23 protein-coding genes are annotated in these 26,259 nt (G+C 62.8%); 15 read left to right on the top strand and 8 right to left on the bottom strand.

Translation table 11 applies throughout. The features are described 5' to 3' along the window. Positions 1–73 precede the first annotated feature (73 nt). The 4 genes from N826_RS33705 to N826_RS33690 all read right to left on the bottom strand — a co-directional run bounded on the left by N826_RS33705 (position 74) and on the right by N826_RS33690 (position 6,530). A complete protein-coding gene (locus N826_RS33705) occupies positions 74–1,216 on the bottom strand; it encodes a succinylglutamate desuccinylase/aspartoacylase family protein (RefSeq protein ID WP_044436320.1) in 1,143 nt (380 codons plus the stop codon). 99 nt (positions 1,217–1,315) lie between these two features. Further along, the gene (locus N826_RS40885; protein ID WP_169789469.1) at positions 1,316–4,840 is read right to left on the bottom strand and encodes a response regulator; all 3,525 of its coding nucleotides are present in this window, start codon (positions 4,838–4,840) and stop codon (positions 1,316–1,318) included. 13 nt (positions 4,841–4,853) lie between these two features. Continuing rightward, positions 4,854–5,921: a sugar ABC transporter substrate-binding protein gene (locus tag N826_RS33695; RefSeq protein ID WP_084721415.1), complete on the bottom strand. Its 1,068-nt coding sequence runs from the start codon at positions 5,919–5,921 to the stop codon at positions 4,854–4,856. A gap of 117 nt (positions 5,922–6,038) precedes the next feature. Further along, complete coding sequence (locus tag N826_RS33690; RefSeq protein ID WP_169789468.1) at positions 6,039–6,530, bottom strand: response regulator; 492 nt, start codon at positions 6,528–6,530, stop codon at positions 6,039–6,041. 284 nt (positions 6,531–6,814) lie between these two features. On the opposite strand from N826_RS33690, the gene N826_RS33685 reads away from it, so the two are divergent. The 4 genes from N826_RS33685 to N826_RS33670 are packed head-to-tail and all read left to right on the top strand — an operon-like array spanning position 6,815 to position 11,088. Continuing rightward, positions 6,815–8,008, top strand: coding sequence for a hypothetical protein (locus N826_RS33685; RefSeq protein WP_044436318.1), 1,194 nt, complete (start codon positions 6,815–6,817; stop codon positions 8,006–8,008). 59 nt (positions 8,009–8,067) lie between these two features. Further along, complete coding sequence (locus N826_RS33680; protein WP_052832537.1) at positions 8,068–9,294, top strand: glycosyltransferase family 4 protein; 1,227 nt, start codon at positions 8,068–8,070, stop codon at positions 9,292–9,294. 1 nt (position 9,295) lies between these two features. After that, on the top strand, positions 9,296–10,258 hold the full coding sequence (locus tag N826_RS33675) for a GumC domain-containing protein (protein WP_044436317.1): 963 nt from the start codon (positions 9,296–9,298) through the stop codon (positions 10,256–10,258). Then, complete coding sequence (locus tag N826_RS33670; protein ID WP_044436316.1) at positions 10,255–11,088, top strand: glycosyltransferase family 2 protein; 834 nt, start codon at positions 10,255–10,257, stop codon at positions 11,086–11,088. Before N826_RS33675 ends, N826_RS33670 begins: the two co-directional genes overlap by 4 nt. A gap of 37 nt (positions 11,089–11,125) precedes the next feature. Here the strand turns inward: N826_RS33670 and N826_RS33665 are convergent, their stop codons facing one another. From N826_RS33665 to N826_RS33655, 3 genes are all read right to left on the bottom strand, one after another. Beyond that, positions 11,126–11,602, bottom strand: coding sequence for a helix-turn-helix domain-containing protein (locus N826_RS33665; protein ID WP_044436351.1), 477 nt, complete (start codon positions 11,600–11,602; stop codon positions 11,126–11,128). A gap of 208 nt (positions 11,603–11,810) precedes the next feature. Further along, the gene (locus N826_RS33660) at positions 11,811–12,626 is read right to left on the bottom strand and encodes a glycosyltransferase family 2 protein (RefSeq protein WP_052832535.1); all 816 of its coding nucleotides are present in this window, start codon (positions 12,624–12,626) and stop codon (positions 11,811–11,813) included. Beyond that, positions 12,623–15,826, bottom strand: coding sequence for an SLBB domain-containing protein (locus N826_RS33655; RefSeq protein ID WP_169789467.1), 3,204 nt, complete (start codon positions 15,824–15,826; stop codon positions 12,623–12,625). The genes N826_RS33660 and N826_RS33655 overlap by 4 nt, the downstream gene beginning before the upstream one ends. Positions 15,827–16,820: 994 nt before the next feature. On the opposite strand from N826_RS33655, the gene N826_RS33650 reads away from it, so the two are divergent. Continuing rightward, on the top strand, positions 16,821–17,330 hold the full coding sequence (locus tag N826_RS33650) for a MarR family winged helix-turn-helix transcriptional regulator (RefSeq protein WP_084721409.1): 510 nt from the start codon (positions 16,821–16,823) through the stop codon (positions 17,328–17,330). A gap of 128 nt (positions 17,331–17,458) precedes the next feature. On the opposite strand, the gene N826_RS33645 is transcribed toward N826_RS33650, so the two are convergent. Next, positions 17,459–18,754: a pentapeptide repeat-containing protein gene (locus N826_RS33645; RefSeq protein WP_044436314.1), complete on the bottom strand. Its 1,296-nt coding sequence runs from the start codon at positions 18,752–18,754 to the stop codon at positions 17,459–17,461. A gap of 213 nt (positions 18,755–18,967) precedes the next feature. Between N826_RS33645 and phoU the strand changes: the two genes are divergently transcribed. From phoU to N826_RS33595, 10 genes are all read left to right on the top strand, one after another. Then, a complete protein-coding gene (phoU, locus tag N826_RS33640) occupies positions 18,968–19,684 on the top strand; it encodes a phosphate signaling complex protein PhoU (RefSeq protein WP_044436313.1) in 717 nt (238 codons plus the stop codon). Positions 19,685–19,839: 155 nt separating this feature from the next. After that, complete coding sequence (locus N826_RS33635) at positions 19,840–20,751, top strand: urease accessory protein UreD (RefSeq protein WP_084721408.1); 912 nt, start codon at positions 19,840–19,842, stop codon at positions 20,749–20,751. A 69-nt stretch (positions 20,752–20,820) separates the two neighbouring features. Then, positions 20,821–21,123 (top strand): urease subunit gamma, encoded by a 303-nt coding sequence (locus tag N826_RS33630; RefSeq protein ID WP_044436311.1) that lies wholly within the window; start codon positions 20,821–20,823, stop codon positions 21,121–21,123. A 14-nt stretch (positions 21,124–21,137) separates the two neighbouring features. Further along, positions 21,138–21,443, top strand: coding sequence for an urease subunit beta (locus N826_RS33625; RefSeq protein ID WP_044436310.1), 306 nt, complete (start codon positions 21,138–21,140; stop codon positions 21,441–21,443). 20 nt (positions 21,444–21,463) lie between these two features. Continuing rightward, positions 21,464–23,173 (top strand): urease subunit alpha, encoded by a 1,710-nt coding sequence (gene ureC / locus N826_RS33620; RefSeq protein ID WP_044436308.1) that lies wholly within the window; start codon positions 21,464–21,466, stop codon positions 23,171–23,173. A gap of 10 nt (positions 23,174–23,183) precedes the next feature. Further along, positions 23,184–23,630, top strand: coding sequence for an urease accessory protein UreE (locus tag N826_RS33615; RefSeq protein WP_044436306.1), 447 nt, complete (start codon positions 23,184–23,186; stop codon positions 23,628–23,630). Further along, complete coding sequence (locus N826_RS33610) at positions 23,611–24,309, top strand: urease accessory protein UreF (RefSeq protein WP_044436305.1); 699 nt, start codon at positions 23,611–23,613, stop codon at positions 24,307–24,309. Before N826_RS33615 ends, N826_RS33610 begins: the two co-directional genes overlap by 20 nt. Beyond that, a complete protein-coding gene (ureG, locus tag N826_RS33605; RefSeq protein ID WP_044436303.1) occupies positions 24,306–24,974 on the top strand; it encodes an urease accessory protein UreG in 669 nt (222 codons plus the stop codon). Before N826_RS33610 ends, ureG begins: the two co-directional genes overlap by 4 nt. Before the next feature lie 90 nt (positions 24,975–25,064). Then, a complete protein-coding gene (locus N826_RS33600) occupies positions 25,065–25,442 on the top strand; it encodes a YgaP-like transmembrane domain (protein WP_052832531.1) in 378 nt (125 codons plus the stop codon). 307 nt (positions 25,443–25,749) lie between these two features. Next, positions 25,750–26,259: ABC transporter ATP-binding protein (locus N826_RS33595; RefSeq protein ID WP_044436302.1), on the top strand; the 510-nt coding region annotated here is incomplete at its 3' end.

The raw sequence follows: 26,259 nt of genomic DNA, 5'->3' as shown, positions 1-26,259 counted from the left end.
CCGATTCGGGGCAGTTAAACCACAAAGATCAGTTGATGGTGACCGACTATCAAGCCCTGCTCAAGGGCCATCGTCAATCCACCAGCAGCGACCACTTGCGGCCGCTCAGCGGTTCGGCGCCGGCAATCGCCGCCACCGACTCTCCGGCGACCGCCATTTTCGTCTGGTTACGCGACCACAGGATACCGGAAGTTCGGGTCGTCAGCGGCGTACGGGCCGTCCTAGGGTCTTCCGCCGTCGGGTCCACGATGTCGGCGATCACCTCTCCGGCCTGCACCAAGTCGCCGATCTGCCGGCGATAGGCAAGGATGCCCGGTACCGGCGTGATCAGCCGATCCACTCCGGACAAGGGCGTGGCGGCACATCTGAGGGGAGGAACCGGACCGGGATGCCCGGCAACGAGACCGCGGCGCTGGAGAAAACGGAACAGGTTGTCGGCGTCGGAAGCAGCGCTGCCGTCTTCGACGTCGGATTTCCCCCGCAGCTCGATCGTCGCGGACAGGCACGCATTGGGGATCGGGAACCGGTCGCCGAAATGGTTCCTCAGCTTCCACCATGCCATCGAGCAGGCCTCGTCGAAGGGGTCGCCGCCGCTGTCTCCGGCCAGCATCACGACCCTGCACCCCAGTTGCGATGCCAGATCTGCCGCCTCCGGCCACAACTCGTCCGACGTGTACATGTGCATCAGCGATTCGAGATCGCAATGCAGGTCGAGCACGAAGTCGGCATCGATCGCCATGGTCAGCAGCGTGCGCCGCAGTTCATGGAGATCGTTGGATGGGTGCAGATCGGCGAGGCCATCGAGCAGTGCAGAGCGGATCGCCGCGACATTGCCGGCCGCATCGGAACCGAGACGCTCTTCCAGCCTGGGAACGATCGAGTTCACGAGATCGGCGAAGCCGCGGTTGAAGTTCTGTCCGTGCTCGAGGGAGCTTCGCCCATACAGGCGGCCGGCGACATACTGGTCGAGGCCGATCGGATTGGCGACGGGTACGACGACGATAGCGCCCTTGATGGCGCCCTGCCGGTCGGCTTCGTCCAAACGGGCGATCAGGTGGTGCGCGGTGAGCATTCCCGGAATTTCGTCGGCATGGAGTCCTGCCTGGATATAAGCCTTCGGCCGTCCGGCGGGATTGCCGTAGCGGTGGACGGTGATGGTGCGCGCAGTCCCCAGATGCTGCGAGGGGAGCGGCAGTGCGACGACGGTCTTGGCCATAGAGTGTCCGTTTCCGGGTTCGTTAACCCGCATCTAAACGGCCAAAGCCATTCTCGCACAAGGAAGAAATGGCAGTAAGGACGACGCCGGAGCCACTGGTCAGACGGCGATGCTGTCTCTCTCCCTCGGCATCCTGTCCAGGAAGGTGAACAACTGCCGCTTCGACGCCTGGGCTACGGCTTCGATGGTCGAGAACTTCTCATTCCAATCCGCCGGGCCTCCGGGATCCTGGCCATTCTCGTCCTCGCCCAGCCGGAGCGATGCCGCCTGATCCGCCAGCACCGCGAGGCCGAGGTTGGAAGCAGCCCCCTTGAGCGAATGGGCCAAGCGGCTGACCTGTTTGAAGTCGCCGGCGGCGGCTGCACTGCGGAACCCGCCGGCCGTGGCGCCATGGCTGTCGAAGAACTGAGTGCTCAGGTCGCGGAACGCCTCCAGGCCAAGGACATCGACCATCTCCGTGATGCCGTCGGGATCGAGAAGATCCACGTCCGTTTCAGCCGCTGCGATGGCCGGGACCGATGGGGGATGCGATCCCGCATAGCCTATCGCTCCCCATTTCTCGATCAGGTCCACCAGGATACGCTGGTGGACGGGCTTGGCGATGTAGTCGTCCATGCCGGCGGCCAGACACCGTTCGCAGTCCGACGGCAGGGCATTCGCCGTCATCGCGATGATCGGGATGCGTCGTTTCTCGCCCGGGAGGGCGCGGATGGCGGCTGTCGCTTCGAAGCCGTCCATCTCCGGCATTTGGACGTCCATCAGGATCAGGTCGTAGTTTTTCCCGCTTAACGCTTTGACGGCTTCGGCGCCGTTGTTGGCGATGTCGACGGTATGTCCGAGTTTCTGCAGGCGCCGCGCCGCCACCTGCTGATTGATCAGATTGTCTTCTGCGAGAAGGATGGTGAGAAGGCGCGCCGGGGCGGCCTTCGCCGATGCTTCGGACGTTGCCGGCGCGTTCGCGGGCAGTTCCGGCAGGTCGGTCGAGCGGCGAAGATGCTCCAGCAGATAATGGCACCGGATAGGCTTCATGACGGTCGCCGTGATGCCGACCTTCTGAGCCTCGCGCCGCAGTTCCTCAGACCCGTCGCTCGATGCCAGGATGATCGGAATAGTCGCGGACCAGGGCTTGGCCCTCATCGCACGCGCCACCTCCAGACCGGCCATCCCAGGCATCATCTGGTCCAGGATCACCGTATCGTATGTGCGGCCAGAGCCTGCCGAGGCATCCAGCATGGCAAGTGCGGCAGGTCCGTCGGCAGCGGTATCGACCGTCATGCCCCAGGCTTCCAACTGGCACTTGAGCAGTTCCCGGTTGATGGGCAGGTCGTCGACCACAAGCGCCCGCTTGCTGGTCACTTCCATCGTGCTGCGCTTCGCGTTGCGGCCGGAGTGGTCGGGCGCCAGCTTCAGGGGCAGGTCGATGGTGAAGGTACTGCCCTTGCCATACGTGCTCCGCACGCCGATGGTGCCGCCGAGCAGATCGATCAGGCGTTTCGATATCGCCAGTCCCAGCCCGGTACCGCCGAACTTGCGTGTTGCCGACGAGTCTACCTGTGTGAACATGGTGAACAGGCGAGGCAGGGATTCCGCGGGAATTCCGATGCCGGTATCCGTCACCTCGAAGCGGATCGTCGCCGTGCCCTTGTCTTCGGCGACCTTGCTGGCCACCAGCGACACCCAGCCGACTTCGGTGAACTTGATCGCGTTGCCCGCAAGGTTGAGCAGGATCTGCCTGATGCGTCCGGGATCGCCCCGGAAGACGCCGTGCAGTTCCGGCGGGACGAGATAGGCCATCTCGATCTTCCGGGCATGTGCGCGCGGAGCCAGGATCTCCAGTACGCTTTCGACCAGCGGCAGCAGCTCGAAGTCGATGTCGTCGAGTGTAAGCCGGTTGGCCTCCATCTTGGAGAAGTCCAGGATGTCGTTGATTATGGTAAGGAGGGCTTCACCGGACTCCTGAATGATCTCCGCGAAACGCCGCTGCTCTTCCTCCAGCTTGGTGTCCAGCAACAGGCCGGTCATGCCGATGACGCCGTTCATCGGCGTCCGGATTTCGTGGCTCATCGTAGCCAAGAATTCCGATTTGGCGCGATTGGCGATCTCGGCCGCCTCTTTCGCCTTCTGCAACTCCGCTTCGCCGCGCTTTCGCTCGGTGATGTCCCGGATCTCGGTGACACAGGCGTCGATGCCCCGGAAGGGGATGGTTCGGGACCGAAGCTCCACCGGATAGCCCGATCCGTCCCGGCGGTGGCCCGTGGCGTCGCAAGGATCGCTCGATCCGTCGAGCACGGCGCCCGAGACGCGTGCCCTGTCGGCCTGATCGATCAGGGTCAGTACGCTGCGCCCGACGAGATCGTCGTAGTTGAAGCCGGTCGTAACGCACAGGGCCTGATTGACCTCGAGAATGATGCCGCCTTGATGGATCGCGATGCCGGTGAAGTAGGCCTCGTGGAGAATCCTGAAGCGCTGCTCGCTTTCCCGAAGGGCCGCTTCCGACTGGCGCCGCGCTTCATGTCCCTCCATGAAGGCGTTGAACCAGCGTGTCAGGTCGGCGACCTCGCCGCTGCCCATCACCGGCAGCCGGTCCGCATGCTGGGCGGTGCCGTCCTGAAGGCTCTGGAAACGGGACGTGATCCGCCGAATCGGGGCTACGATGCTGCGCGACCAGGACATGGCCGCCAGCAGCGCAATGACAAGGCAGACGACCATCACCGCGGCCGTCGCCCTGGAGATCGTGCCGACATGCCGGTTCAGGGATTCGAGCTCGACCACTTCGGCAACCAGCCACTGGCTTCGGTCCGAGCGCAGGTATGTGACGACCACGGGCTGGCCGTCGAGCGGATGCGTGAAGCTGCCGGATCGGCCGGAGAAACCTGCGGCGAAAGAGGCGCTGAGGCGTTCCCCGATCAGTTGCCTGTCTGGATGATAGATGATCCGGTTCGCGGCATCGACCACCAAGAGGTGCGAAGCGTCCTCCGTCGTGCTGCCATGGAAGTGCTGGTACAGCAGGTCGACGCTGTAGTTGACGATCAGGAGGGCAACCGGGACTTCGGTCAGCGTCTGCCGGTCGAACCCGCGTATGACCTTGGCGGCCGCGATGACCTTTCGGTGGCTGGAGCTTGCGTTGACGTTGTCTTCGATACCCGCCCAGTGGACGATGCTCGAACTGGCGAGTGCACCGTCATAGATCCGCTGCCGGACATCCTGTCGCAGATGCCCGACATCCAGAGTGTCGCCGACGTGATAGTGGTTTCCTTCGGATGTGAATATCTCGATCGACACCAGCCCCTTGATGTTGAGGTAGCTGTTGAGGATGTATCCGATCCTGGCCTGGGTCGCGAGATTTGTGAAGCTGTCGCGCGGCTGCCCCGTCTGGCTCAGCGCTTCGGCTATGGCGTCGACGTTGGATATGTTGGCGATCAGGCTTTCGACCTGATCCATCTGGACGTGCAGATAATCCTGCTGGTTGCCAACCTGCTGGGCGGCGTGCCGGCTTGCCTCCGTCTTCAGGATGGAACGCGAAACTTCGATCGCGGTCATCCCGATCGCCAGGATCGGCAGAAAGCTCAGGATTGCCAGATAGGCGATAAACCTGAGAGTGATATTGAACTTCAGCCGGGGCACTCGCATCGCACCGTTACGGCTTGGCCGGCTGCGTGGTCAGAATGCGGACGTCCACCATGGTTTCGGGCGGCATCGTTTCGCCAGAGATCATGCGGTTGGCGTAGACCACGCCGAGATATCCCTGCCGGCCGGCCTGCTGGTCGACGGTCGCGGTCAGCGTGCCCCGCTTGACGGCCTCCACCGCGTCGGCAAGGGCGTCGAAGCCCGCGATCCTGACATTGCTCAAGCCGGCTTCCTGTATGTATCGGGCGGCTCCCAGGGCCATCATGTCGTTTGCGCAGAACAGAAGGGTGATGCCGGGTTCTCGGGTAAACAGACCCTTGGCGACATCGTACGCCTCGTCGATTTTCCAGTTCGCGGACTCCTGCGCCACCACGGTGACGGCGGGGTTGCCGGAAAACGCCCGCAAGGCTCCGGCCTTGCGGGATTCGGCGTTGGAGGCGCTGCGGATACCTTCGATCACGGCCGCTTTCGCCGGTTCCGTCACGCCGCTGGTCAGCGCACTGGCCACCAGAAAGGCGCCCTGTTCATTGTCGACGCTGATGAACGGCACCGTGCGCAGGCCCAGGGTACGGGAGAAATCGCCGTCCAGGCGGTTGTCGATGTTGACGACTGCCAGACCGGCATCCTGGGCGCGTTTCAGCGCGGGGATCAGTTTGACGCTGTCGCCGGGCGCTATGACGATGGCATCGACCTTTTGCCGGACCAATTCCTCGACGATGGCCACCTGCTGCTCGATCGAGGTTTCCTGCGCGGCGGTCTTGACCAGAAGCTCGATACCCAGTTCCGTTTCCGCCTTGCGGGCGCCTCGCTCCATTTCGACGAAGAAGGGGTTCGTCAGCGTCTTCATGACGAGCGCGATCTGCCTGCGCTTCGGCGCCGGGACGGCGGCAGGTTCGGATTTCGCCGCGCCTTCGACCATCGCGGTGCCCTTCTGGACCGGCTTAGGGTCGTCGCAGGCGACCAGCCAGACGCTTGCCAGGATACCGAGCAAAAGGTTGACGCATGCCCTTCCGAAACCAGAACCGGCCGGCCGGAGCGTCGGATGGCCCTGCGGGAGGAGGAGGGCTGAGGCGGACATCGTCGAAACTCCGTTGCGATGGCTTTCCGTCCGGCGGTCGCTTGGCCTTTTGCCGCGGCGCTGATGGGGAACGGAGCGGTAGAGCGTCATGATCGACCAGAGAGGTTAATAATAAGCCTATGATGTTTCGGTTAGGCGCTCGGCGCAGGCCGAAGCGGGACCCGGCAGGTTCGGCGGTGTCCGCCGGATCTGCGAAGCGACGGACATTATGCGGTCGCGCAGCAGTGCCGGCCGGATCGGCTTGGTCAGAAAGGCTGACACGCCGGCGGCGCGGGCCTGCTCGACCAGCTTCGCCTTCGCATGGGCGGTCAGGAAGATCACCGGTGTCTGCGAGGGCGGCGCACGCGGCGGCACAACTCCGGCAGGGCGGGTGCCGGACCGAAGATGCCTCAGGAAGTCCAGGCCGTTGACCGGCTCCATCTCGATGTCGCTGAGGATGACGTCGATCTCCGTGGTGCCGAGCAGTTCGAGCGCCGGACCGGCTCCCGGCGCCTCGAACACCGCCCTGACCCCGAGCCCGCGCAGGATGGAGAGGATCAGCGATCGGGTGAAGCCGTCGTCTTCGACGACCAGCACGGTGAGATCTTCGAGCTTTGATCCAGCGGACATGGGAGAGCACTTTACGAGCGGTTGGATGGTAGCTGCGAGCTGGATCCCCAGGTTTCCCATCCTGGTGTCATTCCGGAGATATGGCCGAACGAAGCAGCGCCTTTGTCGCAAAATACCCTACGTTTTCCAAATTTGTCTTAATGCGCTTTCTGCATGCCTGAGACAGGACGCCGCTGGTCCATGCGACGGCTTGATGCCGCGATCCGGTCGCGCCCATTGTGCCGGCGAAACGGTCGTACGAAATCAGGACCCGCGATTTGGACCCGAAAGTTATCCGGATACTCATGAGTTCCATCAGGACGGGCGGGCTGATGCTGGCCCTAGCGTTCTATGGCCTGTTTGGAATACCGGCACCCGGCCGCCTGGGCTGGCGGGAGGCCGCGGTCGGCTGCGGGCTCGTTCTTGCCACCGGGGTTGGTCGCCCGCTGCTTGTCGGTACCGGCGGCCTGTTGCGCGATCCGGGCGCGCGCCTGCATGACTTGGCAGGCACGGTGGCCTTCAATTATCTGCTTTGGTTTCCGCTGCTGCGCGGAGTGTTGTCGGGAGCGAGCGGCGAGGATGTCTACAGGGATGTCGTACCGCTCGTGTTTCTGTTCATTCCCGTCCTGCTGGTGCCCGGCCCTGCATTCGGCCGGCGGATGCTGCCGCTGGGATTGGCGGCGGTCGGCGTTCTGTTCAGCCTGCGCTGGTGGTGGCCCGGATTGGCGTTCCGTCAGGTCGGCCGTTTCGCCATGGCCGAGGGCGACGGCTATCTGCTGAACAGTCCTGCCGTCCTGTTCGCGGCGGTCTGGCTTCCTTTGCTGGCATTGGAGAGGCTGGAACGGAAATCCGGCCTGCCGACGGTAGTTCTTGCTTCGCTTTTGTGCGGCGGGGCCGTCGTCGCGGGAGCTGCCCTGGCCGGCGCGGTCCATCGGGCGGCATTGATCATGGCGATTGCCGTCATCGTCGGCTTCGCAGCCTGGCACGTCCGGCGCAAGCCGCTCCTGGCGATGCTTGTCGTCGCCATGCTGGCGGTGACCGCTCTTGGCAGTGATCAACTCGGCGGTACGATCCAGCAGATCGCATGGAAGACGGAGACCTACGGACTGAACGAACGCTCGGCGGAGGCTGCCGCCGTACTCGATCAGGTCGGAGCGTCGTGGTTCGATCTATTGTTCGGGCAGGGTTGGGGCACTCTTGTTCAAAGTCCCGCCGTCGGCGGCATGTGGGTGTCGTACACGCATTCGTTAGTGACCTATATGCTCCTGAAGACCGGTTTGATCGGATGTCTTGTCACGCTGGCATATCTGATGTCGATTCTGCCATCGCTGTTCTGCCTGATGCGGATCGACCCGCCCCTTGCGGTTGCCTTGATACCGCCGCTCGGCTTGGGCCTGTTTGCCCACACCAGTTTCAAATACCTGTGTTTTGGGTTGCTTCTGGCGGTTCTAACTAATGAAAAAATTGTATTCAGAGATTCTGGACCACGCGAAACTTGAATTTTTGGCGGTGGCATGCTCTGGTGTGTAGTCTGCTTAAGCCATTTGGTTCCTCAAGCGTGCATCAGCCATCCATCCTCTTCATCAACCGGGTGTTTCCACCGGACCGTGGGGCAACCGGCCGGTGCCTCGCCGACCTTGCCGGCCGGTTTGCGGCGGCGGGATGGAGCGTTACCGTCCTGGCTTGCGGCAAAGCGGAGATACCTGATGACCGGCCGCAGTACAGGGTCGTCCGCACGGGATATTCCGGTGGTATCTCCGCCAGCCGGAGCATCGATTACCTCAAATCGCTGGTAAGGCTCTTGGCCGCGGCTTGGAAACTGCCGCGGCATGACGTCGTCGTTACGATGACCGATCCGCCGCTTCTCGCCGTGATCGGTCCGCTGATCCGGCTTCGCTGGTCGTGCGGCCTGATCCATTGGTCGCAGGATGTCTACCCAGATCTGTTTCCGGTAATCGGTGTCAGATTTCCGTGGGCGCTCGGGTTTGCGCTCGACCAGATAAGCGCTGCCTCCCTGCGGTGCTACGACACGGTCGTCGTCATAGGTGCCTGCATGGCACGGCGCATCATGGGCAAAGGAGTGGCACCGGACCGCGTGGCGGTCGTTCCCAATTGGGCGGATCCAGTGATCCGGCCAGTCCCCCGCGCGACCAATCCGATGCGCCGGGAACTTGGCCTCGGCGATCGGTTCACGGTCGCCTACTCCGGTAACTTCGGCCTTGCGCATCCGATCGGCGCGGTGATCGATGCCGTCGCGATCCTGGCCCGCGAGGCACCGGAGATCGCCGTTCTGCTGATCGGGGAGGGTAGGGGCTTGAGCCGCGTCCGGCAGCGGATCGAGGAAAGTGCCCTGCCAAACCTTCGCCTTCTTCCGTGGCAGCCGACCCATCGGCTCGCCGAAAGCCTCGGCGCGGCCGATCTCCATCTGGCATCCATGGACGAGCGAGCCGAGGGGATGATGGTCCCGAGCAAGGTGGCCGGCGCCCTGGCCGCCGGGCGGCCCTGCATCCTTCTCGGTTCCGCGGGCGGTGCGGCAGCCCGCCAGATCGCCGATTCCGGCTGTGGTTCGATCCTGTCGTCCGGCGATGGCAAAGGACTGGCCAGGGTGATCATGATGCATGCCGCGGATACGCGGATGCATGCCGAAGTCTGCGCGTGCGCCTCCGTGGCGGCATCGGCGTGGTCGGCGGATCTGGCTGCCGCCGCCTTCCTCGCCAAGGCGCATGACGCCGTCAGGAGGCCGGCGAGTTCCGTGTGGGGTAAGTTGGCGGCCGGGAACGATTGAGATGGCGATGGACTCCGATGCCCGTCCTGGCGCTTCAGCTTTCGAGATTCAAAAGCTGCTGCGGGATGCGATCGCGATCGCCGTCGAGGGACGCCGTCTTATCGTGGGGACGGCAACTTTGACGGCCGTCATCGCCCTGCTGGCGCTGCGCATGATCGAACCGAGCTATACCGCGACCCTGATCGTCGGGCCGACGGTGGCCGACGGCCTGCTCGGACGCGGCACTCCGCTTCCCGATCTGCCGGCAGGCTCGATACTCGATGGCGCTGCCCACGGCGCCGGTGAAAAGATGTCCTATTACGAGCGGTTTCTCTACGAGATGACGTCGCTGAACGTGGCCAATGAACTTGCCTCCTCGCCCGAAATCATGCGACGGGTGTTCGAAGCGATGTGGGACGCAAAGAACGAGAGTTGGAATCCCGATCCCGGACTTTTCCCGAGGATGCGCCGGATGCTTTCCGATCTTGCCGGACGCAAGTCCTGGGCGGCGCCGGATGGCCGCGACCTCGCACGCTTTCTTCGTTCCAGAGTGCAGGTGCAGCAAATAGGCAATACACCGTTGCGGCGCATCGTTTATCGCCACGCCGATCCAGAGTTCGCCCGGTTGCTGCTGAACCGGCTCTACGCCACCACCGAACGCCAGCTTCGTAGCATAGCGGTCAAGGGCAATGCGCTCATGATCGAAGAATATCAGAAGATGGCTCGCACCACGTCCGACCTGGAACACAAGCGTGCGCTCTGGGCGACGCTGATCGGGCACGAGCAGTTCTCCATGATGATGAACGTCGATCTTCCGCTGGCGGCGGATTTGATGGAAGCCGCCTCCTGTGACGTGCTGCCCGATACGCCCGATCCGGCGATCGTGATGCCGATCGCCTTCGCCGCCGGCTTGGTCCTTGGGCTGGTCCTCGTCTTCATCCGGGTAACGACGGAAACGCTCCCTCGTTTCGCAACTCATCCATGATCCCCGTATCGGCGATCGTCATGACCCGGAACGAGGCGGCGAACATCGCTTGCTGTCTTCAGACACTCCAGCGTTTCGATCAGGTGTTCGTCGTCGATTCAGCGAGCACCGATGGGACAAGGGAGATTGCCGCCAAGTTCGGGGCGACGGTGGTGCCTTTCCAATGGAACGGGTGCTATCCCAAGAAGAAGCAATGGTGCCTGGATAACCTGCCGCTTCGCCATCCCTGGGTCCTGTACTGCGATGCCGACGAGCGGATCACTTCCGAACTCGCCGACGAGATCGCCTTGGCGATATCAGGCGAGCCTGTCGTTGCCGGATACTTCATCCGTGGGCAGCCGGTTTTCGGCGGCGTTCGCCACCGCCATGGAGCGTGGAACCGCAAGTTGGCGCTCATCGACCGGCGGCGCGCCTCATTTCCTTCATACCCGGATCTGGATATCGATACGATGTGGGAGGTGGAGGGGCATTACCAGCCGGTGCTTCAGGGCCAAGCCGGATTGCTCCGGCACGCCATGATCCACGACGAGGCAGTGTCGCTTCATAGCTGGTTCGATCGCCACAACCGCTATTCCGACTGGGAGGCCGCCCTGCTGGCGGATGGCCGTCACGAGCAGCTAAGTCGCCGGGAAACAGGCATGCGCCGCCTGCTGAAAGCTATTTTCGCCAAGCTGCCCGGGCGTCCTATCGCGGCGTTCCTGCACAGTTATCTGCTGCGGCTGGGGCTTCTGGACGGAGTGCCGGGGTTTGACCGTGCCGTCGCACGCGCTTTCTATTACTGGCAGATCGACGTTAAGCTGAGGGTCCACAGACGCGGACCCTCACGCTGAGGTCTTGATGCTGAGGACGTAGTGCCGTGGGCGTGACTCAGGCGTTCACCGGATCGGCGTCGCGGATCTCGCCGCCAAGAGCCTTGATCAACTCGAAGGCGCGGCGCCGGACATTGGGATCGCCGATGCGATAATAGGCACGGACAAGTTCAAGCGTTTCCCGCTTGGCCATCGACTCGAATTCGTCGGTTTCCGTCGGCTCCTGGACGACATCGGCACCCTCCGGAAGGGGTTGGCCGGTCGGCATGTCTTCGAAGAAAAAGCCGACAGGTACATCGAGAACCAAAGCCAAATGATACAAACGGCTGGCACTGATGCGGTTGGCACCCCGTTCATACTTCTGAAGCTGCTGAAAAGTGATGCCGACAGCTTCGCCAAGCTTCTCCTGGCTAAGCCCGAGCAAGGTTCGGCGAAGACGTAGTCTTGCCCCAACATGAATGTCGATTGGATGGGGCCCTTCACCGCGACGCGAGATGGTGTTCGCAGTTGCGGGTTGGGACTTTTTCGATTTCATCATCTACCCCTGAGTACTTGCCCGGCGATTAAGGTGTAACGTACAAATTTAGATTTCAAAAGGACTTAATTGGCTCAAATGTCAAGACCTTTCGCGTGCATGTTGACGAGTGTGGCGCAACCTGACGAGCGTACTCAGATCTGGCTATCCGGACGGAATAGGCGTAGTACAGGTTTCGCACATATTACACGTGTGAGTGGTGCCTTGGCTACTCGTACATCCGGCGGCATCGCCATGTTTCGAAAACCGAAGGCCATGCCCAACGTATCGATATCGCAGCATATTGCGCGATCATTATTAAAAAGCAGGAAACATTGGACATATGGAGCCGGTTTCGGCGTATTCGCGCCTGCTCCCGTCTGCCCAAGGCTGTGTGCGCTTGCGATATGCCGCCGCCTTCGAATAGTACCAGCGGGGTTTGTATACGCGCGACTCGAGCGCATTTGGATAGGGTGTCTAGCGTAAAAGCATAGTCTGCTGCGACTTTGAATGTAAGGTCGTACCGTTGACCTTCAACCAAGGCGCGGCGGTAGACCATCGCCTGATGGTGAGTGAACATTCCGTACCACTTAAGGCAATGCGATCGTGCTCGCTTCAGGAGCATCCGGTTGCCGATCCCCCTTTCCAAGGCATCGCCGTAGATGAAATCCGGCGGTACGTCCCGACGGACGTGTTGGGCAACGGCCTGGAGAGTTCCGGGAGCGGCCAGTGTGTCTCCCGCGTTCAGGAAGATCAGGTACTCGCCGGCGGCCGCCGAGAGGCCGATGTTCATGGCATCGTACAAGCCCAGGTCGGGTGCCGACCGCCACCAGGCCAGTTCGCTTGCATGTGCCGCCAGGAAAGCCGGCGTGCCGTCCTGGGAGCCGCCGTCCACGACGATCCAGTCGAAGTCGCTGCAGGTTTGCAAGACAAGGCTCCGATATGTCCGCGCAAGCCCTTCGCAGTCGTTCAGGCAGACGGTGATGATGGTGAACATCCGCGACCGCTCGGCTTCGCCTGCTGCGGTTATCGGGAACCCGGTCAATTACGGCCTCCCCAGTCGCCGCTGAGGACCTTGACCGCAGCGGCGCTTACGGAAAGTTGGGTCAGCAGGCTTCCAATGTTCTGGGCGAACTTGAAGAATTCGAAGGGCTCAGGATCGCGCGGCACGATGATCGTCGATCCGGGAGCGATGAAGGTGGCGCTGTGGTTCCACGACGAAATCCGCAGAGGCCGAGCGCTGCCGTCGGGCTGAAGGACGAATATCCGCGACGAGTCCGCGTATTGCGTCAGGCCGCCGGCCTCACTCAGGTACTGGCTCACCGTCTTGTCCGACTTGAACTGAAGGCTCGCCGGGGCGAGGACTTCGCCGGCAACGGTGACGGTCAGGGACCGTTTGGGAAAATAGATCCTGTCGCCTGCCTCCAGGACCACGTCGAGTTCGGGATGGACGGCCAGCATGGCCGGGTCCGCCTCGACCGTGATCCGGCCCGCCGGCTGTGCCTTGCGCAGTTCATCCGAAAGTTGACGCGCCTGCGACATCTGCGCTGCCGGCGGCGGATCGGGTTTCATTAAGATCATGGCGAGTTCACGGTCCAGGTTGCGGGCGGCGCTGGTAAAGGCTTCCGCTTGCTGGCGACGGGCACTTTCCCGGGTGAAGATGGCGGCGGCCGGATAGGCTTCCTGGGTTAATCCGCCCGCTCGGACGAGCAACGAGGACAAACGCTCGCCCCGAACGACCTCGAAACTCCCGGGCCGCCTGACTTCGCCTTGGGCCAGCACTGCGTAGGCTTCCCTGTCGTTGAAGATCTGATTGACGCGGAGGACGTCTCCCGAACCTATTTCGGTGGTCATTCCGTTGGCGGCCTGAAGAGAGACGACGCGCCTCTCGCTCGTGGCCGTCCCCGGAGCGGGCGAAGCATCGGGTGACATCACTTCTATGGCGTCGACATCGGCCTGCGCCGTCATCCCGCCCGCAGCGGTCAGCAGCAATTCCAGCCTCACCCGTCCTTCGACCGGATAGTTGCCGGGCTGTCTGACGGCACCATGGATGATGACTGCCTGTTCGGCCATGAGGCTGCGGAGCCCGAGGTCCGCGACTGCCGAACCGGCCTCTTCATGAGCCGATGCACGACCGACGGGCGATGTCACGGCCAGGCCCGCCGTGGTCTCGCTTGCGTTTTTCTCCAGTTCGGTCCTTTCCCGTTCCGACCGGCGTTCGGCTTTCATGATCGTGCGGATATCGTCCATGGCGAACAGCCTGATCCGGTCGCCTTCAGCAAGCGGACGGTCCGACACGCCGGAAATGACTTCGTGGGGTGAAAACGCGATCAGGCGTCTGGTCATCCGGCTGTTGTCCTGCCGTTCGATGACGCCGAAAAACGGATAGAGGCCGGCGAGATTCTGGGTGCCGTCGCCCAATGCCTGACGCAGCGTTCCGGCTCCCGCAAGCGGGCGCATTCCGGGAAAACGGACATGGCCTCCAAGTTCGAACAGGGGAGTGTTCGCATCGACGATGTCGCCGCGTTTGACTCCTTGGCGGTCGGTCTTCCGTTTGGGCGCTCCGGCGCTGTCGACCACCGACAGCCGTTCTCCGCTGCCGCCGGCACTGCGCGCCAGGTCCGCGATGTCGGCCTGTCCGGCGACGGGATACAAGCCCGGGCGGGCGATACCGCTGCGCAGAAGGACCGAGTGCTTGAGTGCGAAGGTCAGCAGGTCCGGGTGCTCGTCGAAGACGCGGGGGCAGGGCGCCGGCAGGGCGAGCAGTTCGGAAGCCGCCCTTGCCAGTGGGCTTCCCGCCAAGACTCCCGCCCGGTCGGCGGCGATCCCGCGAGCCAGCACCGCAACCCCCGCGCAGTTGCTTTGCGACCCTGCCGATCCTTTGCCCCGTTCACGCAGAAGCCCGACGACCGCCGTGGAAGACAGGAATGCGACGTCCCTTGAACTGAGCACTATAAGAGTGTCGTCGTCGTTCAGCATCGGGTCGGTGCGGCCATCGATCACCGCCTGGAGATCGACCGGGACCATCACTCGCGCCAGTGTCGCCGGGTCGGTCGTCCCGAGGATCGCGAAAGGCAGGTATGGCTCCGGCAGCAGGTCGGCCCCCTCCAGCAGGCCTGCCAAGGTTTCTACCTCGGACAGGGCGCGAGGACCCGGGTGTCGGATATGGCCTGCGATGGCGACACTGCCGACGCGGATTTCGTGAGCCGGTGATACGAGCAACAGGTCGCCGTCCGCGAGACCCCGGTCGCCGGCTGTCGTCGCGCCGTCTCCGGCCTCGGACTCGACCGGCTTTTCGGCTCCTTCATCGGAGATCTCGAACAGGACTATCCTGGCCGGCCCGGGCAGTACCGATCCACCCGCCAAAGCCAAGGCACTTTCCCGCCGGAACGGCTGTCCGTCGGCCGGCAGTTCGAAAATCCCCGAGCGCTTCACCTGACCCGCGACTGCCACGGTCGGCCCGATCGGCGGAACGACGATCCGGTCCCCGTCCCGCAGTGCCGGGTCCGCGCCGTCGCCACCTTGGAGCAGACCGTAGAAATCGATGGAACTCGCTGAACCGGAGCGGACAAGCCTGATGTCGCGCAGGCTGCCGAGCTTGTCGACGCCACCCGCGGCCACCAGTGCATCGAACACCGTCGCGGATCCGGCAACCTCGTGGCGGCCGGGACGGGCGACGGCGCCCGTCACGAGTATGCCCATCCGCCGCATCCCATCCAGCGACACGAAAGCTTCGTGTCCCGACAGGGTGATCTCGACCTCCCGCTCGATCTGCCGGCGCAAGTCTCCGAGCGTGAGGCCCGCCGCCGTCAGCGGGCGCAACTGGTCGACGATGACGTCGCCGTTGCTGTTCACCGTATAGCGGCGGTTGCTGTCGTACTTGCCGCCATGGATCGTAACCCTGAGCTCGTCGCCCGGCCCGAGCAGGTAGTCGCTCTGCGCTGTACCGAACGCAGGAGGTGTCGCATGCGTTGCGGCGGCGAAGGCATCGTAGCCGTACAGCCTCAGGGATTGTCCGGCGCGCCGGCTGAAGGCGATTTCAAGCGCGTTGCCTTGCCTGGAGTGATCGCTACCTACGATCGCGTCCCCAGGCTTTCCGCTTCCAGGCAGGCCAAGGGCCTGCCGGCTGTCGTCAGGCAGCATCTTTTCGGGCGTATGGCGACGTTTGTCGGCTCCTTCCGCGATGCCGACAAGGCATAGCAAGGCAAGCGCCTGGATCGTCATCCGGACGGTAATTCTGCGCATGGCAGCGAACATAGTCTTTCAGTCGTTCGTTCGGGTGCAAAGGAAAAAGTTATTCAACTATCCGAACGGAAGCAGGATTACATGCATCGGAATGCAAAAACAACCACTATCGATTTGGATGCGCGGTTGATGAGTTGGTGAACTGTTCAGGAATCTCGTGGCTGGCGCGCGAGGCTGGCCTGCGACATTTTCTCCCGATTGCCCGATTATGCAGCCGTGGACATTTCCATCTGTGGATGGTTTATCTGTCAGCCTATTTGAAACCTTGAGGTTGCAGCCAGAAGCAATGGTCCTGCCAAGCTTGATCGACTGAGGTGAGCAGAACGTTTCAGGACCTTGATAAGTGCATTTTGCTTTCTTAGAATGATATTCAGTTATGTAAGTAGTAATCACTATAATTGTATCTCAGATGCTTTTGATCTGTTAGATTGAAAAGCATTTGACCGTTGGATGTCCTGCGGCTGATCAATAATCGATAGCTGAGTTTTTCCCTCGCAGGGTGACTTTTGCTGCGACCTGATGGGGGCATGCTGATTTCCGTCCACGTCATGTGATCGGCAGAGTCGTTCATTCCGCTCCAGGCGAACGTTTCCGAATGCGTGCGGCAGCTATGCTCCATGCAGCTAAATGCCTGCTTTGTTTCCTGCGATTAATAGAGAGTTTACAGTCTCGGTCTAGGGTCCTTTGCGGTGCCGCAATAAACAGAAGTGGTGCTGCCGCTATATCCGAAATGGTCAATTGGTTTGATATCTAATTATTTACCCGCCAAGTATCGCATGACAGGCCTTCGAGACTACAGAGAAGAAAAATTTGTTCCAGGGCCGATGATCCTTCTAAACTGTACCGAAGCGTTGCATAATAAGAACCATTGATATCGTCCTTGAAAGAAAAATTAAAAGGGGCGGGGAGTACTAGGCGTGTGACAATCACACCAGAGACAAAAGTTAACCGCGCCGCGACAGGTACGCCGCCACAGACTAGAGAGAATGACTAAATGCCAGAAAGGTTAGCAAATATTGGACGCAAGGTTTTCTTCGCGTCCGAAAGGTCACTTGGCCAAGCCATTCCCCCATCCGACGACAGCGTTGGATATGTGGTTCGCGATGTCCATCGCGCGTTCTCGCGCTCTCTCCAGGCAAAGATCGCCGCCCATGGTGTAAGCATGGGACAGTGGTTTTTCCTTCGCGCATTGTGGGACGAAGACGGTCTGACTCAACGCGAACTCAGTCAGCGTGTCGGCATGATGGAGCCGACGACTGTTACGGCCTTGAACAGTATGGAGCGTCGCGGTCTCGTCGAACGCGTGCGCAATCCGCATGATCGCCGCAAGGTAAACATCTACCTGACTCCCAAGGGACGCAGCCTCCGGGAAGTGCTGCTTCCCTGCGCCGCCGAGGTGAGCGATCTCGCGACACGCGGCATCGAGCCCGCCGATCTGGCTTTGGCGATTGATCTTCTTCATCGCATGATCATCAATCTGGGCGACAGCAGCGACTCACTTTAAATCCCGTTCATTCTTAGCGGGCAAAGTTCGACATCAGGCGTACATCGACGCGACGGGTCAAATCCCTGGCAATGCAGGGACTGACTTCGTCGACACCGGATCTGTCGCGTCCCGATTTGCCCTTTTCTTCAATCGTCGTCATCCACCCGCGCCGGCAAGACGGCACCTTCCAGTTTGGCACCTTCCATATTGACGCCCTTGATATTGGCATCGATCAGGATGGCGTCCGTTAGATCGGCGTAGCTGAGGTCGGCTTCCGACAGATTCGCGCCTCGGAGATTGGTCCGCACCAGGCTGGCGCCGATCAGCTTGGTCCCGCTGAGATTGGCGGGCCACATCCTTCCGGTCGCTTTGCCGGTCGGTCCCTTGATATCGACCGAGCCCAGTTCCGCACCATCGAGCCGTGCTCCGCTGAGATCGCTGCCACGAAAATTCGTGCCATCCAGGGTTGAGTTACTTAAATTGCACTCTCGCAGATCCGACAGTGACAGATCGGACATGACCATAAGCGATTCCGAAACATTGGCCCCCACCAGTTTGATGCCCTTCAGGTTGGCACCCGACAGGTTGACGCCGCTGAGATCGATATGGGCGAGATCCTCTCCTTGAAGGTCGGCGCGCTGGCCTGTCGATCCGTTGCTGTTGATCCAGTTGAAGTGGCTCTCGAGGCTGCGCTGGATCTTCAGCGAGAAATTCTCCGCCGATCGGGCGATGTTCGCCCCGGTGCAGTCGGCTCCGGACAGATCGACGCCGTCGAGCTTGGCCCCCAGCAGATCGGCGTTCTTCAGGATGGCGCCCGCCAGTATCGCTCCGGCAAGGTTGCAGTCCCGAAGGATGGCCCCAGAGAGGTTGGCACCCGACAGGTTCACGCCTTTCAGATCGGCCTTGGAAAGGTTGGCGTTCTTGATGTTGGAGCCGCTCAGGTTGACACCCGTCATGATGGCGCCCTGGCAATCAGCTCCCGACATGCTCACTTCCGACATGTCGGCGCCCGACAGGTTGGCGCGGGCGAGCAATGCGTCGTCGAAATTGGCTCCGGTCAAGTCGGACTTCAGGACGCTTGTGCCGGAGGAACGGCGGTCGAGCAGCGCGCCGCCGCGCAGGTCCGCTTCCCGCAGGATCGCACCTTTCAGGCGGGCGCCCCGCATATGGGCGCCGCGCAGGTCGGCCCGGTACAGGTTGCAGCCCGACATGTCGGCCTTCGTCATATGGGCGGCGAACAGATCCGAATAGCTGAGGTTTGCGTTGGTCATGTCGCAGCCGGTCAGGATGGCGCCCGACAGCTTACAGGATTCCAGGGTGGAGCCGGCCAGATGCATTCCCTGCAAGTCGACCATCGCCAGGTTGGCGCGAATGCCGCCGGGCTTCTTGGCGAGCCAGCGCTCATGCTTGTCGAGGATGGCAACCAGCTCGTGCGGCGTCATGAAGGGCCCTGTCCAGAATTCGAGAAGTGCGTAATATGCGGTTTCACTGCGTGGGGCCGTGCAGGTAGATATCTACGTTAAGCGCTTGCCAGTATAGAAACTGACGCATAGCGGTTAATATCGTGTTGCCGGCTGGTTGGCCCGGCACCCGGAAAAGGGATCGGCGTCGCTGAATTTCCGCCGGGATTGAATTTGCTTATGAGGAAGCGGAACATGCCGTCAGGACACACGGTGGTCGCGTTCGATGCCGAGCTCGCCACGCTCCACAGAAAGATCGCCGAGATGGGCGGTCTGGCCGAAGAGCAGCTGATTCGCGCCATGGAGGCTCTGGTAGCCCGCGACGAGAACCTTGCCACCAGCATCATCGCTCGTGACGTCGATCTGGACAGGAACGAAGCGGAAATCGAGGCGCTGGTCGTTCGTGTCCTGGCACTCCGTCAGCCCATGGCCAAGGACCTTCGGGAAGTCATCTCGGCGCTCAAGATCAGCACCAACCTGGAACGCGTCGGCGATTTTTCGAGCAACTGCGCCAAGCGCGTCATGGCCCTGACTCAGGTTCCACCCACCGGGCCGATGAAGTCGCTGAACCGGATGGGGAAGACGGCGGCCACTATGGTCCATGACGTGGTCAAGGCCTATGTCGACGAGGATTACGATCTTGCGATGGCCGTGCGGGCACGCGATGCGGAGGTGGACGCCGTCTATACCAGCCTCTTTCGCGAGTTGCTGACCTACATGATGGAATCACCGCAGCAGATCACCGCCTGCACCCACCTGATGTTCATCGCGAAGAACATCGAGAGGATCGGCGACCATGCGACAAACATCGCCGAAACCGTCTGTTTCCTAGTCAAAGGCCAGATTCCGGATGTCGAGCGGCTGAAGGAGGATATGAGCAGCTTCACGGTGGTCTCGCCGCGAGACCAGTGACCGCCGGGTAGCGCGCCCATGCCGACACGCGCGAGCGTTCAACCGGATATGCGGGATATCCTTTCACCATGCCGCCTGCCGCGTTATCATGCCGCGACAAGAGTTTGGCAGGGATGACACAGGATGACCTTTACTGACGTTTCGCGCCTTTGACGATGGCGCCGGATATCCCGCTGTCCTTCGCCGGCACCGCTTCACCCGATACCGCTTCACTGAAAAATACCCCCTCCGGGACCTCCCCCCGTCTTACCATCCACGGCAACGCCGAGATCGCCTTCGAACGCCGTGACGGCGCCACCCGGCTCGTCCGCCTGTTCCATCACGATCCGCTGCGGGTCCTGTTTCCCAACCCGCGCACCGGCGACGTCGCACTGGCAACCCTGGTAACGACGTCGGGCGGTCTGGTCGGCGGCGACCGGCTCGACATAGCGGCGTCCGTCGGCCCTGGCGCCTGGGCCATGGTCACCACCCAGGCGGCCGAAAAGGTCTACCGGTCCAACGGTCCGGATGTCGTCGTTGCCACCGATCTCAAGGCCGGCGACGGCGCCTGGATGGAATGGCTGCCGCAGGAAGCCATCCTGTTCGACGGCGCGCGTCTGCGCCGGACGACGTCGCTCGACATCGCGGGCGAGGGGCGGGCATTGGCCGGCGAACTGCTCGTGTTCGGCCGGACCGCGCATGGCGAGCGGTTCACCTACGGGCTGGCGCGGGATGCCTGGGAAGTCCGGCGCGACGGGCGGCTGATCTGGGCGGACGCGCTGCATCTGGACGGCGATGTCGCCGCGATCCTCGATCATCCCGCCTGTTTCGGCGGAGCGGTCGCCTATGGCACGATCCTGTATGCAGCTCCCGACGCGGACCGGCACCTGGATGCCGCGCGCTCCCTGCTGGAAGCGGCGTCACCCGGCATCAGGGCGGCGGCGACCTGTTTCGACGGACTTCTCGTGATCAGGTGGATCGGCGCTCCCGCCCATCATCTCCGGCGCGACTATGCGCGTTTCTGGTCGGCGTTCCGCTCCCATGCCGCCGGACTGCCGGCTCGGCTGCCCCGGCTTTGGGACGTATGACATCGCAGCCATCGGGCATATGATAGTGTTTGCTTGCATCCAACGAATATCTGACGCAGGGACGGAACCATGAACCTTTCACCGCGCGAAAAGGACAAGCTGCTGGTCGCGATGGCGGCGATGGTCGCGCGGCGCCGGCTGGAGCGCGGCGTCAAGCTCAACTATCCGGAAGCCATCGCGCTCATCACCGACTTCGTGGTCGAGGGTGCGCGGGACGGCCGGAGCGTCGCCGAACTGATGCGCGACGGGGCCGAGGTCATCACCCGTGACCAGGTCATGCCGGGCATCCCGGAGATGATCCACGAGATCCAGGTCGAGGCGACCTTCCCCGACGGAACCAAGCTGGTCACCGTCCACCTGCCGATTCGCTGAAGGAGGGTTCCGCCATGATCCCAGGTGAGCTGTTCATCAAGCCCGGTGAAATCGTCCTGAACGACGGACGGGAAGCCATTACCCTGGACGTCGCCAACACCGGCGACCGGCCGATCCAGGTCGGTTCGCACTATCACTTCTTCGAGACCAACGGCGCGCTGTCCTTCGACCGGGAAAAGGCGCGGGGCTTCCGGCTCGACATCCCCGCCGGCACGGCGGTCCGTTTCGAACCGGGCCAGACCCGCTCCGTCAATCTGGTGGCCTATGCCGGCACCCGCGAAGTCCATGGCTTCACCGGCAAGATCAACGGCAAGCTCTGAAATCACGGGAGGCGTCCGCCATGGCTTATCGTATCGATCGCGGCGACTATGCCGCCATGTTCGGCCCTACCACCGGCGACCGCATCCGCCTTGCCGATACCGAGCTGATCGTGGAGGTCGAGGCCGACCACACGATCTTCGGCGAGGAAGTCAAGTTCGGCGGCGGCAAGGTCATCCGCGACGGCATGGGCCAGTCGCAGGTGACCCGCGCCAACGGCGCCGTCGATACCGTCATCACCAACGCCCTGATCATCGACCACTGGGGCATCGTCAAGGCCGATATCGGCATCCGGGACGGCCGGATCGCCGCCATCGGCAAGGCCGGCAACCCGGATGTCCAGCCCGGCGTCACGATCGTCGTCGGCCCCGGGACCGAGGTCATCGCCGGTGAAGGCAAGATCGTCACCGCCGGCGGCCTCGACGTCCATATCCACGCGATCTGTCCGCAGCAGGCGGAAGAGGCGCTGTACAGCGGCGTCACCACGCTGATGGGCGGCGGGACGGGACCGGCGGCCGGCACATCGGCCACCACCTGTACACCGGGCCCCTGGCACATCGACCGCATGCTCCAGGCGATCGAGGCGCTGCCGGTCAATTTCGGTCTGTTCGGCAAGGGCAACGCCAGCCAGCCGGCGGCATTGGTCGAGCAGGTCAATGCCGGCGTCGTGGCGCTCAAACTGCACGAGGACTGGGGCACGACGCCGCAGGCGATCGACACCTGCCTGACGGTCGCCGAGGACATGGACATCGCGGTCGCGATCCATACCGACACGCTCAACGAGTCGGGCTTCGTCGAGGACACCATCGCCGCCTTCAAGGGGCGCAACATCCATGCCTTCCATACCGAAGGCGCCGGCGGCGGCCATGCCCCCGACATCATCAAGGTCTGCGGCCTCGACAACGTGCTGCCCAGCTCGACCAATCCTACGCGTCCGTTCACGATCAATACGGTGGACGAGCACCTGGACATGCTGATGGTCTGCCATCACCTGGACCCGCGCATCCCGGAAGACGTCGCCTTCGCCGAAAGCCGGATCAGGCGGGAAACCATCGCGGCCGAGGACATCCTGCACGATATCGGCGCCTTCTCGATGATTTCCTCCGACAGCCAGGCCATGGGCCGGGTCGGCGAGGTGATCATCCGGACATGGCAGACGGCGGACAAGATGAAGCGGCAGCGCGGTGCGCTGGGGGAAGAGCAGGGCGACAACGACAACTTTCGGGTCAAGCGCTACATCGCCAAATACACGATCAACCCGGCGCTGACCCACGGCGTCGCCGATCAGATCGGCTCCATCGCGGTCGGCAAGCTCGCCGATCTGGTGGTCTGGACGCCGGCCTTCTTCGGGGTGAAGCCCGACATGATCCTGAAATGCGGGACGATCGCCGGCGCCCTGATGGGCGATCCCAACGCCTCGATCCCGACGCCGCAGCCTGTCCATTACCGCCCGATGTTCGGCGCGATGGGGCGGGCGCTGACGGCCAGTTCGGTGACCTTCGTCAGTCAGGCAGGGTTGGAAAGCGATCTGGCTTCAAGGCTCGGCCTCAACCGGCCGCTGGTCGCCGTCAGGGGCATCCGGAACATCGGCAAGAAGCAGATGATCCACAACGACCTGACGCCGCATATCGAGGTCGATCCGGAGACCTACGAGGTCCGCGCCGACGGCCAGCTCCTCACCTGCGAGCCGGCCGAGGTCCTACCGCTCGCCCAGCGTTACTTCTTGTTCTGAGGCATCCCCCATGCTCCGCCGAGCCACCCGTGTCCATCCAGCAGGCCATTGGCCGCAAGCCGATGCCGCCGGAAGCGTCACGCTCGCTTTCGACGACCGGTTCCGCCGCCGCATCCAGCTCAACGACGACTCGGGCGACCCCTTCCTGCTCGATCTGGCACGGGCCATCGTGCTGAACGACGGCGACGCGCTAGAACTTGACGACGGCTCGCTGCTGACCGTGCGCGCCGCCGAGGAGGACCTTGCCGAGGTTCGCTGCCCGACGCCCGAAACGCTGGCCCGCATCGCATGGCACCTCGGCAATCGCCACCTTCCGGTCCAGATCGCCGGCGACGCCGTGCGGCTGCGCTGGGACCATGTCATCGCCGACATGCTGACCGGGCTGGGAGCGGAGGTCGTGCGGCTGCGCGCCGGCTTCACACCTGAATCGGGCGCCTATGCTCACCACGACCACTGAGCACCTGACGCGGCTGATGGCGTGGCTGTCGCCCACATTTCCGATCGGCGGCTACACCTACAGCCACGGGATCGAGTACGCGGTCGAGTCAGGTCACGTTCTCAACAAGGCGGACCTCGTTCGCTGGGTCGAGGCGATCCTGAAGCATGGAGCCGGCCGGACCGACGCCGTCCTGTTCGCGGCGGCGTACCGCGCCGTGAAGGCCGGCGACGAGGCGGCTTTGATCTGGGCGGCGGAGCGCGCGGACGTCCTGCGCGGCAGCAGCGAGCTGGCTCTGGAAAGCACGGCGCAAGGGACGGCTTTCCTCTCGACCGTGACCAATACGTGGCCGCCCGACGGTCTCCCACGCTGGACCGCCGTGCTTGCCACGACCGGGCGTTCTCCCGCCCACGCCGTTGCGGTGGCCCTTGTCACGGCCTGCGCCGGGATGCCCCTGGAAATGGCCCTCGCAGGTTTCATGCATTCGTTCGCCGCCAATCTCGTGTCGGCGGGAGTGCGGCTCGTTCCCCTGGGACAAACCGACGGACAACGCGCAATAGCCGAACTCGACCCCATCGTCCATCAGGCGGCGGCCCGCGCGCTCGATGCCCGGATCGAGGATCTCGGCGGGCGTGCCCCGATGATCGATTGGGCCGCCATGTCACACGAAACGCAATATACGAGGCTCTTCCGCTCATGACCCAGGCCATCGAAAACCCAGCTTCCGGCGCTGTCCCGATCGTCAGGTCCCATACCGGACCGCTCCGCGTCGGGATCGGCGGACCGGTCGGTTCCGGCAAGACGGCACTGGTCGATTCGCTGTGCAAGCGCATGCGCGACGCCTGGGACGTCGCCGCGATCACCAACGACATCTATACGCGGGAGGATGCCGAGTTCCTGACCCGCAGCGGCGCGCTCGACCCATCGCGCATCCTCGGCGTCGAGACGGGTGGCTGCCCGCATACGGCGATCCGGGAGGATGCGTCGATAAACCTCGCCGCCGTGGACCAGATGAACAAGCGGTTCCCCGACCTCGACCTGATCTTCGTCGAGTCGGGCGGCGACAACCTAGCGGCGACCTTCTCACCGGAGCTGGCCGACCTGACGATCTACGTCATCGACGTCTCGGCAGGCGACAAGATCCCGCGCAAAGGCGGACCCGGCATCACCCGCTCGGACCTTCTTGTCATCAACAAGATCGATCTGGCTCCCCATGTCGGTGCGAGCCTGGACGTGATGGACCGCGACGCCCGCAAGATGCGCGGTGATCGGCCTTTCCTGTTCAGCAACCTTAAGACGGGCCAGGGGCTGCACGAGATCGTATCGTTCATCGTCCAGGCCGGCGGCTTGCCTGCGCCTGGCTGATCGGCATCCCATCGCTCCGACCACGGAACAGGAATGCCTCTCAAATCGTTTCTTGTTCGCTCAACAGGATTTTCTATTGGAGAGGCAAGCGTGAACAAGGTCATCAACGACATATACGAACAGGTGGCCGGCGGGGAAGAGAACCTTTCCCAGGTCGAACGCTGGACCTCGATGCTCGGCGGCGTCGTGCTGGCCGCGGCCGGCCTGCGTCGCGGCGGTGTCCAGGGGGCGGTGATGGGTGTCGCAGGCGGGCTGCTGGCCGCACGCGGCCTCAGTGGACACTGCGCGGTCAAGGCGATGATCAACGAGCGGCCGGGTGGATACCTGGATCGTGCGGCAGACTACCTGAACCCGGAGCGCCGCTCCTCCGACGACAGGGCGGACCGTCCATGGAACCGGATCGATGAGGCCTCCGACCAGTCCTTCCCGGCAAGCGACCCGCCGTCCTTCACTCCCGGCCGTGCCTGATCAGGTTCGCGCCGACCTAACGCCGACTTGCTAAAATGCGCCGGCCCTCCTCGGGGGGCCGGCGCATTTTGTTTCTCAACCGGTATGACCACATACCGGTACCGAGGTTGTCCTTATATTTCAAAGCTTTCCATTATCGAGAAAAATCACCAAACACTATGAAATTGCCATACAACCGTGCTAAGTTGCAGTTGCTTGGTAATGATCCGGTGTCGCGATAATCAGAGGCACCGATGCAAGCGAAAGAACGATAACGCAGCTCTGAACAGAGCTATGCACGGCGTGGCTGTGCAACCGGGGGAAGCGCATGCAGGGTGAGCACATACTTGAAACCCGGAATCTCACGAAAGAATTCAAAGGCTTCGTTGCGGTCAAGGACGTCAATCTCCAGGTCCGTCGCGGCAGCATCCATGCTCTGATCGGTCCCAACGGCGCCGGCAAGACGACGGTCTTCAACCTTCTCACCAAGTTCCTGATCCCGAGCAGCGGCCAGATCCTGTTCAACGGCACCGACATCACCAAGGTCAAGCCGGCGGACATCGCGCGGCAAGGGCTGGTGCGCTCGTTCCAGATCAGCGCCGTGTTCCCGCACCTGACCTGCCTGGAGAACGTACGGGTGGCGCTCCAGAAGCGGCTGCGCGGCGACAGCTTCGACTTCTGGCGCTCCGAGAAGACGCTCCGCAGCCTGGACGGCGAAGCCGACAGGCTGCTCGAGTCGGTCAATCTCGCGGCCTACCGCGACACGGCGGCGGTGGAGCTTCCCTACGGCCGCAAGCGGGCGCTGGAGATCGCGACCACGCTGGCGCTCGAACCCGAA

It is taken from the genome of Skermanella aerolata KACC 11604 (assembly GCF_000936425.1).
Classification (GTDB): Bacteria; Pseudomonadota; Alphaproteobacteria; order Azospirillales; family Azospirillaceae; genus Skermanella; species Skermanella aerolata.
This window is presented reverse-complemented; position numbering and strand designations above follow the sequence as displayed.

Excerpts from the sequence above, each read along its gene's own strand:
- N826_RS33705 (WP_044436320.1), bottom strand. The coding sequence starts at position 1,216 with ATGGCCAAGACCGTCGTCGCACTGCCGCTCCCCTCGCAGCATCTGGGG.
- N826_RS33695 (WP_084721415.1), bottom strand. The coding sequence starts at position 5,921 with ATGTCCGCCTCAGCCCTCCTCCTCCCGCAGGGCCATCCGACGCTCCGG.
- N826_RS33690 (WP_169789468.1), bottom strand. The coding sequence starts at position 6,530 with ATGTCCGCTGGATCAAAGCTCGAAGATCTCACCGTGCTGGTCGTCGAA.
- N826_RS33685 (WP_044436318.1), top strand. The coding sequence starts at position 6,815 with ATGAGTTCCATCAGGACGGGCGGGCTGATGCTGGCCCTAGCGTTCTAT.
- N826_RS33675 (WP_044436317.1), top strand. The coding sequence starts at position 9,296 with ATGGCGATGGACTCCGATGCCCGTCCTGGCGCTTCAGCTTTCGAGATT.
- N826_RS33670 (WP_044436316.1), top strand. The coding sequence starts at position 10,255 with ATGATCCCCGTATCGGCGATCGTCATGACCCGGAACGAGGCGGCGAAC.
- N826_RS33665 (WP_044436351.1), bottom strand. The coding sequence starts at position 11,602 with ATGAAATCGAAAAAGTCCCAACCCGCAACTGCGAACACCATCTCGCGT.
- N826_RS33655 (WP_169789467.1), bottom strand. The coding sequence starts at position 15,826 with ATGCGCAGAATTACCGTCCGGATGACGATCCAGGCGCTTGCCTTGCTA.
- N826_RS33650 (WP_084721409.1), top strand. The coding sequence starts at position 16,821 with ATGCCAGAAAGGTTAGCAAATATTGGACGCAAGGTTTTCTTCGCGTCC.
- N826_RS33645 (WP_044436314.1), bottom strand. The coding sequence starts at position 18,754 with ATGACGCCGCACGAGCTGGTTGCCATCCTCGACAAGCATGAGCGCTGG.
- phoU (WP_044436313.1), top strand. The coding sequence starts at position 18,968 with ATGCCGTCAGGACACACGGTGGTCGCGTTCGATGCCGAGCTCGCCACG.
- N826_RS33635 (WP_084721408.1), top strand. The coding sequence starts at position 19,840 with ATGGCGCCGGATATCCCGCTGTCCTTCGCCGGCACCGCTTCACCCGAT.
- N826_RS33630 (WP_044436311.1), top strand. The coding sequence starts at position 20,821 with ATGAACCTTTCACCGCGCGAAAAGGACAAGCTGCTGGTCGCGATGGCG.
- N826_RS33625 (WP_044436310.1), top strand. The coding sequence starts at position 21,138 with ATGATCCCAGGTGAGCTGTTCATCAAGCCCGGTGAAATCGTCCTGAAC.
- ureC (WP_044436308.1), top strand. The coding sequence starts at position 21,464 with ATGGCTTATCGTATCGATCGCGGCGACTATGCCGCCATGTTCGGCCCT.
- N826_RS33615 (WP_044436306.1), top strand. The coding sequence starts at position 23,184 with ATGCTCCGCCGAGCCACCCGTGTCCATCCAGCAGGCCATTGGCCGCAA.
- N826_RS33610 (WP_044436305.1), top strand. The coding sequence starts at position 23,611 with ATGCTCACCACGACCACTGAGCACCTGACGCGGCTGATGGCGTGGCTG.
- ureG (WP_044436303.1), top strand. The coding sequence starts at position 24,306 with ATGACCCAGGCCATCGAAAACCCAGCTTCCGGCGCTGTCCCGATCGTC.